Source organism: Parapusillimonas sp. JC17 (genome assembly GCF_052180245.1).
Lineage (GTDB): Bacteria > Pseudomonadota > Gammaproteobacteria > Burkholderiales > Burkholderiaceae_B > Parapusillimonas.
On sequence record NZ_CP197474.1, the window covers coordinates 2696583 to 2712389 of the forward strand.

Sequence of the window (15807 nt, forward strand, 5' to 3'; positions counted from 1 at the left end):
ACCACACCCACCGGAGACCACCACCATGGCAACCAATATCGCCAACCTGCGCAAGGAAACGGAAACCGCTCCCGCGCCCCGCACCATCTTGCATTACCTGCAGGACGATCCACGCATCGAAAAAGGCATCGCCGCCGTCGCCGGCAAGTTCATGACGGCTGATCGATTCTTGCGCCTGGCCGTCAATGCCGTCAAGAAAACACCTCTTCTCATGCGGTGCGACCCACAGTCCGTGCTGGGCGCCTTCATGGCGTCAGCAGCGCTTGGCCTCGAGCCCAACACGATCCAGCAGCAAGCGTTCTTGATTCCGTACAAGAAACGCGCCAGGGTGAACGGGCAATGGATAGAAACTTTTGACTGCCAGTTCCAGGTCGGGTACCGGGGGTTCGTTACGCTGGCGCATCGCAGTCCACACATCAAGAGCCTTCAAGCCGAAGCGGTCCACGACGGCGACCTTTTTGAGCACATGATCGGCACGAATTCGTTCCTGAAATACCAGAAGTCATTAAAGGATCGTGGAGAGTTGATTGGGGCATTCTCATACGTCAGGCTGGAGAGTGATGTAGAAATGGCAGTCGTGCTGCCGCTGGACGAAATTCTAAAGATCCGGTCAAAGTCGGAAACCTACAACGCCCTCATGCGCCGCATCGATCAAGCGGAAGATCAGAAGGATCGGGAAAAAGCCGAGCGCACCCTTGCGGAAACGCCGTGGGTCATGTGGGAGGACGACATGGCCGCCAAGTCCGCGATCAAGAAGCACGCCAAACAGCTGCCGCTCAATTCCGGCGACTCTCTGTCGTCTGCGGCGGCAATCGACAACGACGCCGAGTCCAACATCATAGACATGGCCGCCATGGCGGATCCGGACGTCGCGCGCGGCGTGGTGCAGGACGGCTATGCGCCGCCCGCCCTGGAGGACAACGCCTCGCCCACGGTCGACATGCCCATTCAACACACTGAGCAGCGCGAAGTCATTCACGTCGACTCGTCGGCGAAAGCACAGGCCAGTGGTAGCCCGGCGCGCAGACAGGAACAATCCTCCCCCGCTCCTGACGCGGAGTACCTGGACGCCGATAAGGTGCTGGCCAGCATCCAACGGGCAAATGACCACGACACGCTTTCGGTCGCCGCCGACAGCATTCAGGACTGCGCCCCGCAACGCCAAGAAGAACTCACGCAAGCCTACCGGGCACGCTTAGACGCGCTCGATAGCGAGCCGAGTCGCCAGCGCCGCCGCGCACCCATCAACGCCGAGTAAGGATCCTTATCATGCGCATAGATCACGTACTCGCCCAGAACATCCTGGGTGTGAATCTCATAGACCTGGAGCTGGATACCCCGGTCACCCTATTTGCGGGCGGAAACCGCCAAGGAAAATCCAGCCTGTGCGAATCCATCCGTATGGCGTTGGGCGAAAACCCGATCCGCGTATCGCTCAAGAAAGACTTCAGCATGCTGGTCAAGGAAGGCGCCAAGACCGGCCGGGCCTCCGTCAGCATTGCGGGCGCGGACTCTGCCATCACGCTCCCGAAGGGAGATCGCAGCGGCAGTGACGGCGCCCCGAGTTACGCCGACACGCCCGCCCTGCCCTTTGTCCTGGATCCCGCGCGCTTCGCCGCCCTGGATACCGACGCCCGCCGCACGTTCCTGTTTGCGCTCACCGGCTGCCATGCATCCGGCAAGGTGGTTTCGGACATGCTCGCAAAACGGGGCTGCAGCTCGGAACTGGTCGCCGAGGTATTGCCGATGCTGCGCAGCGGCTTTCCTGCTGCATGCGACGCGGCCAAGGGCCATGCGCGTGACGCCAAAGCTGCGTGGAAGGCGATCACCAACGAGGCCTATGGCGACAAGAAGGCTGAAGACTGGGAGGCCGACGTGCCCGCTTTCGACCAAAAGCGCCTGGCCAGCATCGGCGCCGAACTCGACAGCGTCCAGTCCAGCAGCGAGCAGGCCGCCACGCTCCTGGGTGCGCTGAGCGAAAAAGCAAAGGCCCATGCGCGCTGGAAGCAGTCGGCCAGCACGCGCCAGCAAGAGGTTGACAGCCTGCCAGGCCTGCGCAAGAAGCTCGAGTTTGACCAGGGCGAACTCGCAAAATGGGAAAAGGAGATCCAGCGGCTTGAGGGCCTGGCCGGCACCGGTCCACGAGAGGGCCTGGTGCACGACTTGGCCCGCGAGCTCAGCGGCGTGCTCGATTCGTTACCGCAAAGCGACAGCTTCCTGGATGGGGCGTATGCCGCGCTGCGTGGGGCGTATGCCGCGCTGCGCGCCTATGAGGATGAGTATGGCCCCTTGGGCGCGAGCGGGGATCCCGACGCCGCCGATAAGCTCGGCAAGGCAACGCAGGCCCGCGACCTGATGGCCCGCGCAGTCGCCAACACGAACCGCGATATCGGTCGGATTGAGTCCATCGAGCAGGCCGAGGACGAGCCTGAAGCCGTTGCGCAGGAATCCATCGAGCAGGCCGAGGACGAACTGGCGCGCTTGCGCGGTGCACGGCAAGAGCTCGACGACGAGCGCCGCCGCCTTGACGCACTCTCTACCGCTGCGCAACAAGCGGCAGACAAAACCAAACGGGCAGCGGCTGAGTACGCCAATGTACAGGCCTGGCTGAAGATCGCAGACGCCTTGGCCCCCGATGGCATCCCGGGTGAACTGCTCTCGCAGGCCCTTGCCCCCGTGAACGCCCGGCTGCGCCAGTCCTCGATCGACACCGGCTGGCGGCAAGTCGCCATCGGCGCCGATATGCAGATCACCGCAGACGGCCGCCTCTATCAGTTGCTATCAGCCTCTGAAAAGTGGCGCGCTGACGCGATGCTGGGCGAAGCGATATCGCACCTGTCCGGCTTGCGCCTGTTGCTGCTGGACGGCATGGACATCCTGGAAGTATCGGCGCGCAGCGAACTGCTTCAGTGGCTCGATGGGCTTGCCTATGCGCGCCAGATCGACACCGCCCTGGTGTTTGCAACGCTCAAAAGCGTGCCCACCGGCCTGCCCGAAACGATGCGCGGGCACTGGATCCACGCCGGCTCGCTGGCAGAGGCCGAAGCCCTCGCATCGTAACCACCGGCATCCCAACAACAAGGACATAACACTATGAATCAGCCTGACATCCTAAGCCCAGTCCAGTTTGTCGAAGATGTGCTGCGCGGCTCGACGGAAGCATTGAGCCTGGAGGCAATCGCCAACAGCGCGGCAATCCCGGCATCGCAGGCGCGCGAAGCCCTCAAGCAACTGGCCAAGAGCGGCCAGATCGAACTCATCCCGGGCGGGCGCAATGGCAACCGCTATGCGCTCCTTCGCACAACGCCAGACACCAAAGAGCCGGACGCCCCGCTCTCGGGCGTTGAAAAGGAGCTTGTAAGCCACTTAGCGGGGGTGACATATCCGGTGCCCACCGAGGGGCTCACGTTGGGGGGTACGGTCATTCCAGCCCCTGCCGCCATCAGTTCCGCCCCGGCCGCCACGGAGCAGCGCTACATGGTGCGCGTGCCAAAGCGCAAGCCTCGGATCTTGCACGACCACGATAAGGCCCAGGCGGCAGCGCTTGCCGCGGTGCGATCTGGCGCCCCTTACGCCGAAGTTTTTCAGCTCATCCCTGCTGGCAAAGCCAATCGTGGCGCTGTCTGGCAAAACCCATAAAGGAACCACACTATGAACCCTGAAGAGCCTATCGAGCAGGAAATCCAGGCAAAGGGCCTCACCGCCCCGCGTATCACGCCCGCCGACATCGAGGCGAATATCGCCAGCGAGCGCTACTTCACTGCCGAGCAAGTCACATTCAGCACGCAAGAGGGAATACCCGACAGTCTGAGAACTTTGACTTTTTGTGTGCTCGTCCTGCAGAACGGTTTCACCGTCACCGGAGAAAGTAACTGCGCAAGCCCCGAGAGCTTCGACGCTGAGATAGGCCGCAAAATCGCCCGGCAGAACGCTATCAACAAGGTATGGCCGCTGATGGGTTACGCGCTCAAAGAGAAGCTCGCTTCCCAATAACGATCAACGGGCGCAAAGGGCCGGCGACAGTATCCCCTCTCCCTCTCCTCGACTGACGCCGTGCCCGCCCACCAAATACACAGGACCATAGACATGAAGAATGAACAAACGGCCCCTGATCCGCGCAGCATGACCGCGCAAACCATCGGGAAAGACCTGCTCTCTGCCTTGGTGACAGAACTGAAGCTGTTGCCGGACGTCTGGGTGAAGATCTCGCAATCCAAGCAGGACGACATCATCGACCGCCTGCGCGATCGGGTCGAGAACAACATCAAGATGGCGGTCCACCTGATCGCAAGCGACGGGCGCACCGTCATCCAGGGCGATCTGGACCAGGTCGTCATCAAAGACGGTGCCAAAGCCACCATCAAAATCGGGCGTGGCGCCGAGTCCTTACTGGAGCCGTACGAGGCGCAAGGCAAGGCCGTGCTGATCGTTGTGGCCGGCCAGCAGCAATATACCGGTGGCATGAACGAGGTCCGCGGCGAAACCGATCAGCGCGGCCTGAATCTCGGCAAGGAATACACGGACGAGGACGGCGCCGACATGCCGGGCGAGATCGTCGACGCTGAAATCAAGGAACTGCCGCCACCCAAGAAGCCCACCAAGAAGGAGTTGAAACAGGCCTTCGATGATGGCTACCAGGCATACGTCGACGAGCGCCCGCAAAGCGACTGCCCGGTCATGGATGGCCAGCTCTGCATCGAATGGGTCAAAGGCTGGAAGGCGGCCCAAGACGAAGACGAGCAGCCCGAAAACGCCGAGCATGAGGAAACCGAGCAATGAGCAATATCGCCCTTTTCTACGACACCGAAACCACCGGCCTGCCCCTTTTCTCGCAACCGTCCGAGGATCCGGCACAGCCGCACATTGTTCAGTTGGCCGCGGCACTGGTCGACCTGGACAGCCGCCAGACCCTGGCCAGCATGGACGTCATCGTGCGTCCCGACGGCTGGACGATCCCTGAAGAGGTTGCCGCCATCCATGGGATCACGACGGAAAAGGCCGCGGACCTTGGCGTACCGGAGCAACAAGCGGTCGAAATGTTCTTTGATCTGTGGCGCGGGCGCCTGCGCGTCGGCCACAACGAGCAGTTCGACGCCCGGATCCTACGCATTGCCCAGCACCGGTTCCCAAACCGATTCACCGAATCGGACTTCGACATCTGGAAGGGGGGGGTTGCCGACTGCACTCAACGCCTCGCCACGCCGATCCTGAAACTTCCGCCCACCGCCAAGATGCGCGCCGCCGGCCGCCACCACCACAAGAGCGCAAACCTTTCGGAAGCCTATGCGCACTTCACCGGTCAGGAGTTGCAGGATGCGCACAGCGCCATGGCGGACGTGCAAGGCTGCATGACGGTGTACTTCGCCATCAAGGACCTGGCCGAGTTATCCACATGAACTGTGCATAACCCTGGGGGCATCCTGGGGTTACGTCACGGATCCGTAATAAACGCGCCGTTGGCCGGTTCCCTGACCAACGATTGAACAGGGCAAGGCGCGCACAGATGCACCCGAGAGGGCCGATCCACAGAGCACCGTGGGAATCCGAATGCCGGTCGAGCGCTGATCTGCAGGAGGTAGGCCCGTGATGATGGGATCGCCACCGAGCCTCCGGTGATGGTCTGGACGGTCAGCTGATCTGGCCGCACCCGCTGCATATATGGCCCGCCGCAGGGTCTGACGCAGCCGCCGGGACGCGGGTAACCTGGCACCCTCACCTTCGCTAATTGGCATTCCTACAAGTGCCAATTGGCGAGAGTGCGCGGGCCCGGGGTTAGCGCCCGGGAAAATCTGAAATCTCCTCCAGTACGTGTAAAGCGGAAAGCTGCTTGATGCTAGCCGACGCACTCTCCCTCTTTCAATGGGCCACCAGTTGCAGTCCGCAATAGCAAACCTACCCCGCACCTAGGCGCGGATCGGGAAACTTAAACGGATAGTGCGCTGCTCTGCCCACCCTATTCCCATCGGAGCCAATCATGACACCCAACGAAGACCGCCCCATGACCGGCGGGGCTGGATGGTGCACGTCCAAGCGTCCGGCAAAGCTCGACCTGAGCGACAACGCAACTCGCGCTGCCGTGGCGTCATGCCTTCGCGAAGGCGGCACGGTGTTTGGCTTTGATCGCGAGGAACTGGCCGATGTCCTGCTCGCCGGCGGCGAAGAGCACGACCTCTACAGCCGCTTGGCTGCATTGATCGAGCCAGAAAACATACAGAGCCAGGACGCCCGGCAGGCGATCTGCGACGAAATCCACGAGCTTGCGAGGGCTGCGGCATGAAGACGATCTGGAGTCGAATCACCCTGGAATGCTACCGACAGCCAGGGGACGAAGAGAAAGCGCCCTGGTACGCATATCCGCTTGCCTTGGCATTCATCGTGGGCGCATATGCACTTGTCCAGACGCTTGACGCGGCGGGGTTCTGACATGAGAGGCGCGACGGAAACGTACAAGTGCGCACGCTGCGGCGACCCATTTACGGCAAGAGTGGCAGACAGAAAACGCGGCTGGGCGCGGTTTTGCAGCAAGTCCTGCAAGGCCATCAAGCAAGAGCAGCGCACTGGCCAATACGCGGCATATCTACACCGACAGGATGGCGGCGAAGAATGTTTCGCCGATGCCCACCTGTTCGATAACACTGAAATGGATAGGTAAAACAATGAGCGAAGTGCTAGAACAAGAATCGACCGAACTGGAACTGCTGCCCTCCCCGGAAACTGCGCTTGAGGTCTACCAACAGCCTAAAGGCCTTGACCCCTACATTGACCGCATTCGCGCCGAGGTTGTTGGCCATGAGCCAGACGTATCAACCGATAAAGGTCGAAAGGCGATCGCCAGCCTAGCTTTCAAAGTGCGCCGCGCCAAGTCTGCCCTGGATGCCCTCGGTAAAGAGCAGGTAGACCGCCTAAAGGACATTCCAAAGAAGATCGACGCCGAGCGCAAGCGTATGCGCGACGAGTTGGATGCTCTGGCTGAGGAAGTGCGCCGCCCGCTGGATGAATGGCAAGCAGCAGAAGATGCGCGGATTGCCGAGCACAAAAGCAACGTGGCGTGGTTCGGCCAGCAGGTTGACGCATGGGCAGGCTCTGATGCGGTAACCATCCGGGAAGCCATTGCTAGTGTTCAGGCCGTGAAGATCGGTGATCCATGGCAGGAGTTTGAAACCGAGGCGCTGCGGGCGAAGGCGGCCGCTCTTGAATCACTAACTGCCGCCCTCGCTGACCGCGAGAAATACGAATCCGAACGGGCTGAACTCGCTGAACTGCGCCGCAAGCAAGCTGAGCAAGAGCAGAAAGACCGCGAAGCCCGCATCGCCCAGGAAGCCGCAGAAAAGGCCAGACAGGAAGCCGAGGCCCAGGCGCAAGCCGAACGCGAAGCCGCCGCCCGCCGGGAAGCGCAAGCAAAAGCCGCTGCGGAACAGGCAGAGCGCGACCGCCTGGAAGCTATCGAGCGCCAGAGGCAGGCCGAGGCCCGCGCCGAAGCCGAAAAACTGGCCGCAGAGCAACGGGCCAAAGATGCCGCCGAAGCTGCCCGGCTGGCCGAGATTGAACGCCAGCAGCAGGAGCAGGCCCGCATCGAGGTCGAGCAGCGCAGGCGCGAAGCTGACCAACAGCACCGCCTCAAGCTCATGGGCGAAGCCAAACATGCCCTCATGGGCATGAACATTACTGAGGAACTTGCCCGGGCCATCGTGTTGAAGATCGCCCGCGGCGAGGTTCCGAATGTCACTATCAATTTTTGAGGACACCATGAGCGAAATCATCGAAATGGAGCGGCGCGACGCCGCTGTAGCCACACAGCAAGATCAAGCCCCGGCGGGCTCGCCGATGGCGATGGCAATTGCCGCCATGCAATCCGGCATGAGCCCTGAGCAAATCGGCGCCATGATGGATTTGCAAGACCGCTACAACGCCACTCAGGCCAAGAAACTCTACGATGAGGCCTTTGCTGCGTTCAAGGCCGAGGCCGTGAGGATCATCAAAGGCAAAGACGTTTCAGCTGGGCCACTAAAAGGCACGAGCTACGCCGTGCTGAATGATGTGGTGAAGGCCGTCACGCCAGCGCTTTCAAAGCATGGCCTGTCCTCCAGCTGGAAGCTAACCCGAGACGAACCCGAATGGATGGAGGTCACCTGCTTCTTACGCCACGTTGGCGGCCACGAGGAAAGCGTCAGCATGGGCGGCCCACCGGACGCCGGGCCGGGGCGCAACGCCATTCAGGCCCGGGCCAGCACCAAGACCTACCTTGAGCGGTACACCCTAAAGGCCATCACCGGCCTGTCTGAGCAGGATGACGACACTGACGGCAACGCTCAGCTCGATAACGCGCTTGGGGATTCCTGGGTTAGCCAGATGGCGCAGGCCGACACACTCGAAGCCGCCGAAGCCACCTGGGCAGCTGGATGCAAGGACATCGACGGCAAGAACGATCTGAATGCCTTCAAGGCATTTCGCCAAGCCTACGCAGACAAGAAGAAATTACTCAAAGAGGACAAATAATGGACGGACTCATTATCCACACAGACCCGCAAGGGTCCGATGCATGGCTGCAGGCCAGAAAAGGCGTCATAACTGCCAGCCGCTTCAAAGACTGCCGCGACAAACTGAAGAACGGCGCACCCTCAAAGAAATGCACAGACTACGCCAGGGACGTGGCGCGAGAGCGCGAAGGTGGCGAACCCATGCCAGTCTTTGTGAACGGCGCCATGCGCCTCGGCACGGAGCAGGAGCCCGAAGCCCGCGCCATGTATGAAATGCGCACCAAAAGCCTCGTCGATGAAGCCGGTTTCATCACCACGGAAGACCGCCTTTTCGGTGTCAGCGTGGATGGCTTGGTGGGCAACGACGGAATCATCGAAATCAAGACCATGGTCAGCAGTGACACGCTCTTTACCGCTTTCGTGGACGGCGATGTTTCCGCCTACACCGACCAATGCAATGGCGCGATGTGGCTGCTGGGTCGCAAGTGGGTAGATCTCGTCCTTTGGGTCCACGACCTGGGCCGCATGAAGATCATCCGAATCAACCGCGACGACGACGAAATCGAAGCGCTGGAATCGGACCTGATGGACTTCGAACGGATGGTCGCCCGGTATCAGCAATCACTCATCAATGCATTGAAGGAGGCAGCGTAATGGCTCAACTCATTGGACTGGCCCGACTCGGCCGAGACGCGGAAACGCGATACACCCCGCAAGGCGACGCCGTCACCGAGCTATCGCTGGCGTTCACCTACGGCAAGAAAGGTCAGGACGGAAACCGGCCGACGCAATGGGTGAAGGGCTCAATGTGGGGCCAGCGCGGCGAGACCCTGGCGCCCTACCTGCTCAAAGGAACGCAGGTGTACGTGGTGCTGGACGAGGCACACATTCAGACGTTCCAGAAACAGGACGGCGGCCAAGGCGTCGCCCTTGTCGGCAAGGTCAGCGCTGTCGAGTTTGCCAGCCGGCCCGAGGGCAGCGGGCAAGGCCAACAACAGACCTCACAGCGCGAGGCCCCGCCTCGGCAACAACAACGCCCAGCGGCCCCGCAGGCACCCGCCGCAAACCTTGCGGATCTGGACGATGACATTCCGTTCTGAACCATAGGCTTTTAATGGTCTTAGTCCATCGACGAGTCATACTGAAGGCGTGTGCGTAGTGTCTCGATTTCGCGCCGCCACGTTGGCTCCATCTTGGATACAGGATCAGCATCCCAGTTCCTGCCTTCCGCGTCTTCTGCATGGGGCGTGATCTCCGCAGAATGCATGGTTAACCGTCCTTTGGCATTCATTACGGCAATTCTGATCTGGTTCAGCGACTGCTTTTTCTTCTGCATGATATAGCCCCCCGCGCCACCCCGGCGCCCACCTGATTCTAACTAGCAGACCCTCCCCTCTCACCTAGAGGAAACCCCTTCCCACCGCCGTGAGGCCTCTGCGCTAGGAACCGGCAGGCCTGGGCCGCTCTGTCAGTGACTCCTTGTAGTCACCCGTATACCCAAAATGCGGTGCTTCTATCTGTTCCGCCATCCAGAAATCGGTAAATGCCGCCACATCTGGCTGGCAATGCCAATAGGCTTTCCCATTGGCATCTATTGCCCACCACCTTGCAAGCGTTGGAGCTTGCTTCCAATCAACCAAATCGTATGCCATGACAGCCTCCGGGTTGTTTATGGATAGGAGCCATTATGTCCGGATTCTGCGTGCTTGGTGTGTCCAGGCAAAAGTTGGAAACAATCGTCTCGCGCCGCGTGGCCGCCTTGGAGCGCCGGCTGAAATGCCCCCCCCGGCCAGGGTCGACCGAGCGGCGTACCAACAAGATCTTGGCAGCCATCAAGGCAAAGCCGCCGCGCGAGGTCGTCTCCCATGAGTTCAGCGCGCCGCAGTTTTGCCGTGACTTCATCGAGCTGGCAGCCAGGCATGATTTCCAGTTTCTGGTCGTGGCTCGTCGCGGCGATCGCGCCAAGGGCGAAACGTTCTGGGTGCCTTATGAGGATTGAGCTGTGATCGCCATTTCTTACGCGTCATTCATCACCGGAGCCGCGATCATCGCGGCTCTTTTCATAACCGCCCGGCAATGAGTGCCTATTACAACGAGTTCGACCCCTACGCGGCACAGTGGCTTCGCAACCTCATCACTGGGGGCCACATCGCGCCCGGCGACGTGGACGAACGCAGCATAGAGGACGTACATCCCGATGACCTACGCAGCTACACGCAATGCCATTTCTTCGCGGGAATCGGAGTCTGGTCGTACGCCCTTCGGCTCGCCGGATGGCCTGATGATCGACCTATTTGGACCGGTTCCTGTCCGTGCCAACCTTTCAGCGCGGCAGGCAAAGGAACTGGGTTTGATGACGAGCGGCACCTATGGCCAGCCTGGCACTGGCTCATCCAGGAGCGCCGCCCTGCAATCATCCTTGGAGAGCAGGTTGCGAGCAAAAATGCAGACCCTTGGGTCGACCTTGTTCAGCTTGACTTGGAGGCCTTGGCTTACGCCTTCGGGGCAACACCGTTCCCGTCTGCGGGCGTCGGTGCGCCGCACATCCGAGATCGTGGTTTCTGGGCAGCAGTGCGTGGAGATCGAAGGCATATGGTTCCCGGTCGAAATGTTCGCGGGATGGCCCACTCCTACCGCCTCGCTTGCGGACAAGGGCGTGAGGTCAACAGAGGGCGGTATTCGGGAAGCGATGCGCAGTCGCGGCCCGGATCTGGCAGCGATGGCCTGCCTCTCGTCTTGGGCGACGCCGAGAGCCAACGACGCGGAGAAGAGAGGGGATCTGGCGCCGGATCCGCGAAACGGTCTGCCCATGCAAGCGCAGCTCGCGGGCTGGACAACGCCCAGCGCCAGCGATTCGACAAGATCGGGCTCAGGGATCACGCCCAAGATGACCGGCAGCTCACTGGCGCAGCAATCCAAGGAGGCTCAAGGACCGGCCCGACTAACGGCTTCTGGCGCGCTGCTGACTGGCTCTTGTGCAGGGATGGAAAGTGGCGGCCAGTTGAACCCGGCACATTCCCGTTGGCTCATGGGGCTCCCGCCCGAGTGGGACGATTGCGCGCCTACGGCAACGCCATCAATGCTCAAGCGGCGCAGGTCTTTATTGAATCTGTAATGGAATCTACATGACTCACACCAACCAAAATACAGAGCCCCCGCCCCATCCGCGCCTCTGGCACTGCCCGCCGGGCTCCACCGTGATCCTGGCCGGCGAAGCCAAGCCCCGCGCTATCGTCCGAATCGATCACCTGCACGCCAGGTTCGCCGACGGCGCCTATGCGTCCCTTTGTCACCCGGTTGACCCGGCCTGCATGCGGTTCGGTGACGGTGCCGGGTGGAGGGTAAGAACGTGATCTACATCTACGGCGTGGCTGTTGCCATCCTTTGCGCTGCCGCCACCCTCTTTCTTTGGATGGGCAACCTTATCCACTGACTGGCTTAATAACCCTGTGGATAACCCGTGGTTACTTCATCAAACTGTAATGAATCCGCGGGGCGGTGGTCCCGTGGTCAAGGAATCACCATGCAAATCAGACCAAAGGCGGACATGAGCCGCGAAGAGGCAATCATGCTTCTGGAGGTGGCGCAGGTCGAGAATGACTCGCTGCGCCAGCAACTGGCCGAGGCCCACGCCACCATCGCCCGAATGGTGGCCGAACTTGAGGCCATCGGCGCCGGCGGCGTCTCCGCCCGGCGCATCACCGATGACGGCGCCCTCGCCGCTTTGCAGGCCTGTGAGCGGACGTACCACCAAATGATCATCCATGGCACACCGGATGCCGGCCACGCGCACGACAAGGCGAGGGCCGCATTCTGGCGGGTGTTTGGCGCACTGGAGGCGTGATGACTGACAAATACGCAGACCTTCGGGCGGCACTGGATGCCCTCAAGCCCGGAAATGCCGACGCCATGCTTGCGTATAGGGTGGCAAGTGATCCCGAAACCATCCTCGCCTTGCTGGATGAGCGGGACAGGCTGCAGGCGGTACTCGCCGAGCTGATCGCATGCGACGACCTGAAAAGACGCATCGCCGTTGAGTCGGCAACCATGATCCCCGAGACGGGCGACGACTTTGCCGAACTGGACCGCCTCATGTCCGACCTCGCGCGCCGTCAGCCAAAGGCATGGCGAGAAGCCCGCACCGCCCTCACCCCGCAGGAGCAGAGATGCGCCTCACGCCTGACGTAATCGACCGCATGATCGGTCAAACGCCCTGCCTCAGATACTCAAGGCTATGCGCACAGTCGGCAAAACAGCGGAGGGCATGTAGCCATGACAACTGATAACAAACCGACTAACGCCACCCAAGAACTACGGGCCGCAGCCGATAGGGCCTACTGCCTTTATATCGAAAAAATGCGCACAACTGAATGCCTTGGATGGGAGGAAAAGGTCAAGTCACGCAAGTTCGGACTGAAAGAATTGGAGGCGCACATCAAGGCTGGCGTTTTTCTTGGTATGAGCCGCGCCCTTTCGGAGGCCGCCGATATTGTCGCTAAACACGCCCAGCCCGTCATGCCTGCGGATGATGAGATGGCAGCCGAATACCAGCGGTGGATCGATGCCCACCATCAGGGCATGGATTACGACGATTTCCTAAAGCAGGAATTGGCCCGCCGCCGCATTGAGAGGGAATAAACATGGAAGCGACGAAATTCTTTCAGGAGTATGGGTACTGGCGCGACCGTGAGCCTCGGCTACGTGAGGTGTCAGAGGCGGAGGTGCGGGAGAAGTATGAGTCGCTTCTGATTGACGTTCTTGACGCTAAAGAAATCATGAGAGCCAAGGGCGTGACGCAAGCGCCATTTTCGGAAATGTTCCGGAAGTTTTCCGCCGAGCCGGTAGTCGCTAAAGCTCCGGTGAAGGGGCCGAGCGACGATGCTATCGAGCATCTTGCAAAGCAATACGACTGCCACACAGCGCCCGGTTTCAAGGGCTTTGCCCGCGCCCTCCTGGCCCGCTACCAAGGCGCACAGCCTGCCGCCGCGAGTGAGCCACCTTGCGGAACATGCGGCGGGATAGGGTCGGTTATCGTTGGTATAGATGGCGGCTCACCAAAAACAAAGGCTTGCCCACGTTGCGCCGCCCACGTTGCCGCACAGCCGAGCGTGCCGCTATCGATGGGCCTGCGATCCGTTGCGGCCGAGCTTCTGGCGTGTTTCGGAGCGTGGGAGCCGGGAGTGCGCGTCTTAGGCAATGTCCAAGCAAAGGATGGCGCAGATCTTATGCAAGCTATTCTCGCCACCCCATCCGCAGACGAACAGGGCCGCCGTGACTGAGCGGATCAAAGAGGTGCTGGCTGTGACAGCCAGATGTTGGAATCTGCCCCGGCCTTGAGCCGGGTTTTTATTGGAGGCTGAATGGCTGAATTCAAAGACTTACTAGGGTTGACCCTAACGGGTGTCGAAAGGATCGGCGACGACGAAATCAAGTTCACGGCAAACGATGGGCGAGTGTTTAAGCTCTATCACGACCAAGACTGCTGCGAAAGCGTTTACATAGAGTCCATTACAGGCGATCTAGACAGACTTATCGGTCACCCAATAACGCTGGCGGAAGAGGCGACGAGCGGCGAGAACCCGCCCGACGCCAAGCCAGAGATCGTCAAGTATCAGGACTGTTTTACCTGGACGTTTTACAAGCTGGCGACCATCAAGGGCTACGTCGATATCCGATGGTACGGCGAGTCGAACGGCTATTACAGCGAGTCCGTGGACTTTTGCGAAGAAGGCAAAAGCCGCTGGGGATAACCGCCCACCACCCAACACAGCGCCCACCGAGGCGCTTTTCTTTTATTTGGGAGCCGATATGGCCGTTCGATACGTGACCATAAGGAAGTTTGCCCTAGAGACGGGCTATTCCGAAGATGCTATAAGGACGAAGATCAGGGACGGTGTATGGCCTGAGGCTAACGTGTGGACGAAAGCCCCTGACGGGCGCATCCTAATAGACATTGAGGGGTATAACGAATGGGTAAGCAGCTCGACGGCGTTCGCCCGGCTTCGGAGTCGAGTATCGAGATCGACTTCTACTACAGGGGCACGCGCTGCCGCGAAAGGCTCCGGCTTAAGCCCAGCCCCTCTAACCTAAAGCGGGCGTCCAATCACCGCGCCGCGATACTGGACGCTATAGAGAAAGGGGAATTTGACTATGCAGTCACGTTCCCGAAAAGCAAGAATGTCGCCAAGTTCGCAGACAAGACGCCCAGCGGCACATTGGCGGAATTCTTAGAGCCGTGGATAGAGAGTAAAGCGCCGACCATCAAGGCCAGTACGGCACTGGACTACCGCAAGATCATCAAAGGCCATCTCATCCCCGCACTTGGCGCTATCCCGCTGGTACGCCTACGTCGCAGCGATGTGAAGGCGATGTGCGAAGGCATCCAAGCGACCAACAAGCGGCTTGCTAATATCTTGTCCGTCCTACGCTCCGCGCTGACTGACGCCGTGACGGACGAGATGATCGACGTTAACCCTATTTCTGGATGGGCATACAAGCGCAACGAGCCGCCATCGGAGGAGGATCACGTTGACCCGTTCACCGCCGACGAGCAAGAAATCATCCTCAAGACGCTATCCGGCCAAGGGCGAAATCTGATTCAGTTCGCCCTGTGGACCGGCCTTCGCACTTCGGAGCTTGTCGGGCTGCGCTGGAATGATATTGATTTCATCAGGGGTGAGGTGCGTATCAGGCGGGCCGAGACGCAGGCGGCAGCCGAGGCGGAAACGCCAAAGACCCGAAGCGGGAATCGAACCGTTAAGCTGCTATCTCCCGCCCGCCAAGCGCTCGAATCGCAAAAGGCGTTCACTTTCCTAGCTAATGAGAGGGTTTTCCATAACCCGCGCACGAATGAGCCGTGGACCGGCGACCAGCCCATACGCAAGACACTATGGCAGCCAGCACTAAAGAAAGCTGGCGTGCGCTATCGGATACCCTACCAAACACGCCACACCTACGCGTCAATGATGCTGTCAGCAGGCGAGCATCCGATGTGGGTCGCGCAGCAGATGGGCCACGCGGATTGGGGCATGATTCGCCGGATATATGGGCGATGGATGCCAGAGGCCGCGCCTGATGCTGGCCGGGCTGCGGAGGCGATGTTTTCCAATGTGCGTGGTCAACATTTGGTCAGCATTGAAAAGGCGAGCTAGTGTTTATGCGGGTTTCCAGACGAAAACGGCGGGTTCAATTCCCGCCGACTCCACCAAGTCATAGAATCCCAACCGGTTTTCGGTTGGGATTTTTTTTCCTGAAACGCGAGTGTTGGCGCGGTTCCGGGCATGGCCTCGCGAGCGGTGGGTATGTTCACGGCCCCGTTTTCGCCCTCTCC

The 15807-nt window shown here is 60.4% G+C and carries 21 protein-coding genes; 19 read left to right on the forward strand and 2 right to left on the reverse strand.

All coding sequences use genetic code 11. The annotated features are described in order from the left end of the window. Window positions 1-25 precede the first annotated feature (25 nt). The 11 genes from ACSBPU_RS13025 to ACSBPU_RS13075 all read left to right on the forward strand — a co-directional run bounded on the left by ACSBPU_RS13025 (window position 26) and on the right by ACSBPU_RS13075 (window position 9577). Window positions 26-1258 carry a recombinase RecT gene (locus ACSBPU_RS13025; RefSeq protein ID WP_442592518.1) on the forward strand — a complete coding sequence of 411 codons (1233 nt, stop codon included), beginning with the start codon at window positions 26-28 and terminating at the stop codon, window positions 1256-1258. Between the two features lie 11 nt (window positions 1259-1269). Beyond that, window positions 1270-3060, forward strand: coding sequence for an AAA family ATPase (locus ACSBPU_RS13030; protein WP_442592519.1), 1791 nt, complete (start codon window positions 1270-1272; stop codon window positions 3058-3060). 33 nt (window positions 3061-3093) lie between these two features. Next, window positions 3094-3639: a hypothetical protein gene (locus ACSBPU_RS13035; protein ID WP_442592520.1), complete on the forward strand. Its 546-nt coding sequence runs from the start codon at window positions 3094-3096 to the stop codon at window positions 3637-3639. A gap of 12 nt (window positions 3640-3651) precedes the next feature. Next, entirely contained in the window at window positions 3652-3993 is a 342-nt protein-coding gene (locus tag ACSBPU_RS13040; protein ID WP_442592521.1) for a Gp49 family protein, read from the forward strand. Window positions 3994-4086: 93 nt separating this feature from the next. Then, complete coding sequence (locus ACSBPU_RS13045) at window positions 4087-4779, forward strand: cell division protein FtsK (protein ID WP_442592522.1); 693 nt, start codon at window positions 4087-4089, stop codon at window positions 4777-4779. After that, on the forward strand, window positions 4776-5396 hold the full coding sequence (locus tag ACSBPU_RS13050; protein WP_442592523.1) for a 3'-5' exonuclease: 621 nt from the start codon (window positions 4776-4778) through the stop codon (window positions 5394-5396). The genes ACSBPU_RS13045 and ACSBPU_RS13050 overlap by 4 nt, the downstream gene beginning before the upstream one ends. 578 nt (window positions 5397-5974) lie before the next feature. Then, window positions 5975-6277: a hypothetical protein gene (locus ACSBPU_RS13055; protein ID WP_442592524.1), complete on the forward strand. Its 303-nt coding sequence runs from the start codon at window positions 5975-5977 to the stop codon at window positions 6275-6277. Window positions 6278-6656: 379 nt separating this feature from the next. Further along, on the forward strand, window positions 6657-7739 hold the full coding sequence (locus ACSBPU_RS13060; RefSeq protein ID WP_442592525.1) for a hypothetical protein: 1083 nt from the start codon (window positions 6657-6659) through the stop codon (window positions 7737-7739). Between the two features lie 7 nt (window positions 7740-7746). Continuing rightward, entirely contained in the window at window positions 7747-8496 is a 750-nt protein-coding gene (locus ACSBPU_RS13065) for an ERF family protein (RefSeq protein ID WP_442592526.1), read from the forward strand. Then, window positions 8496-9131, forward strand: a complete 636-nt coding sequence (locus tag ACSBPU_RS13070) for a lambda exonuclease family protein (RefSeq protein ID WP_442592527.1) — start codon at window positions 8496-8498, stop codon at window positions 9129-9131. Before ACSBPU_RS13065 ends, ACSBPU_RS13070 begins: the two co-directional genes overlap by 1 nt. After that, window positions 9131-9577, forward strand: a complete 447-nt coding sequence (locus ACSBPU_RS13075) for a single-stranded DNA-binding protein (protein WP_442592528.1) — start codon at window positions 9131-9133, stop codon at window positions 9575-9577. The genes ACSBPU_RS13070 and ACSBPU_RS13075 overlap by 1 nt, the downstream gene beginning before the upstream one ends. A gap of 20 nt (window positions 9578-9597) precedes the next feature. Here ACSBPU_RS13075 and ACSBPU_RS13080 read toward each other — a convergent pair whose 3' ends face one another. Together ACSBPU_RS13080 and ACSBPU_RS13085 are read right to left on the reverse strand one after the other, a co-directional pair. Then, window positions 9598-9813 (reverse strand): hypothetical protein, encoded by a 216-nt coding sequence (locus tag ACSBPU_RS13080; RefSeq protein ID WP_442592529.1) that lies wholly within the window; start codon window positions 9811-9813, stop codon window positions 9598-9600. 103 nt (window positions 9814-9916) lie between these two features. Next, complete coding sequence (locus ACSBPU_RS13085) at window positions 9917-10129, reverse strand: hypothetical protein (protein WP_442592530.1); 213 nt, start codon at window positions 10127-10129, stop codon at window positions 9917-9919. Between the two features lie 35 nt (window positions 10130-10164). On the opposite strand from ACSBPU_RS13085, the gene ACSBPU_RS13090 reads away from it, so the two are divergent. From ACSBPU_RS13090 to ACSBPU_RS13125, 8 genes are all read left to right on the forward strand, one after another. Beyond that, on the forward strand, window positions 10165-10476 hold the full coding sequence (locus ACSBPU_RS13090) for a hypothetical protein (protein ID WP_442592531.1): 312 nt from the start codon (window positions 10165-10167) through the stop codon (window positions 10474-10476). Between the two features lie 77 nt (window positions 10477-10553). Next, window positions 10554-11606 (forward strand): DNA cytosine methyltransferase, encoded by a 1053-nt coding sequence (locus tag ACSBPU_RS13095; protein ID WP_442592532.1) that lies wholly within the window; start codon window positions 10554-10556, stop codon window positions 11604-11606. A 394-nt stretch (window positions 11607-12000) separates the two neighbouring features. After that, window positions 12001-12321 (forward strand): hypothetical protein, encoded by a 321-nt coding sequence (locus ACSBPU_RS13100; RefSeq protein WP_442592533.1) that lies wholly within the window; start codon window positions 12001-12003, stop codon window positions 12319-12321. Beyond that, a complete protein-coding gene (locus tag ACSBPU_RS13105) occupies window positions 12321-12665 on the forward strand; it encodes a hypothetical protein (protein WP_442592534.1) in 345 nt (114 codons plus the stop codon). Before ACSBPU_RS13100 ends, ACSBPU_RS13105 begins: the two co-directional genes overlap by 1 nt. 84 nt (window positions 12666-12749) lie before the next feature. Then, window positions 12750-13115 (forward strand): hypothetical protein, encoded by a 366-nt coding sequence (locus tag ACSBPU_RS13110; RefSeq protein WP_442592535.1) that lies wholly within the window; start codon window positions 12750-12752, stop codon window positions 13113-13115. 2 nt (window positions 13116-13117) lie between these two features. Then, window positions 13118-13756 (forward strand): hypothetical protein, encoded by a 639-nt coding sequence (locus tag ACSBPU_RS13115; RefSeq protein ID WP_442592536.1) that lies wholly within the window; start codon window positions 13118-13120, stop codon window positions 13754-13756. Window positions 13757-13837: 81 nt separating this feature from the next. Beyond that, a complete protein-coding gene (locus ACSBPU_RS13120; RefSeq protein WP_442592537.1) occupies window positions 13838-14227 on the forward strand; it encodes a DUF7448 domain-containing protein in 390 nt (129 codons plus the stop codon). A 219-nt stretch (window positions 14228-14446) separates the two neighbouring features. Further along, window positions 14447-15628, forward strand: a complete 1182-nt coding sequence (locus ACSBPU_RS13125) for a tyrosine-type recombinase/integrase (RefSeq protein ID WP_442592538.1) — start codon at window positions 14447-14449, stop codon at window positions 15626-15628. Window positions 15629-15807 lie beyond the last annotated feature (179 nt).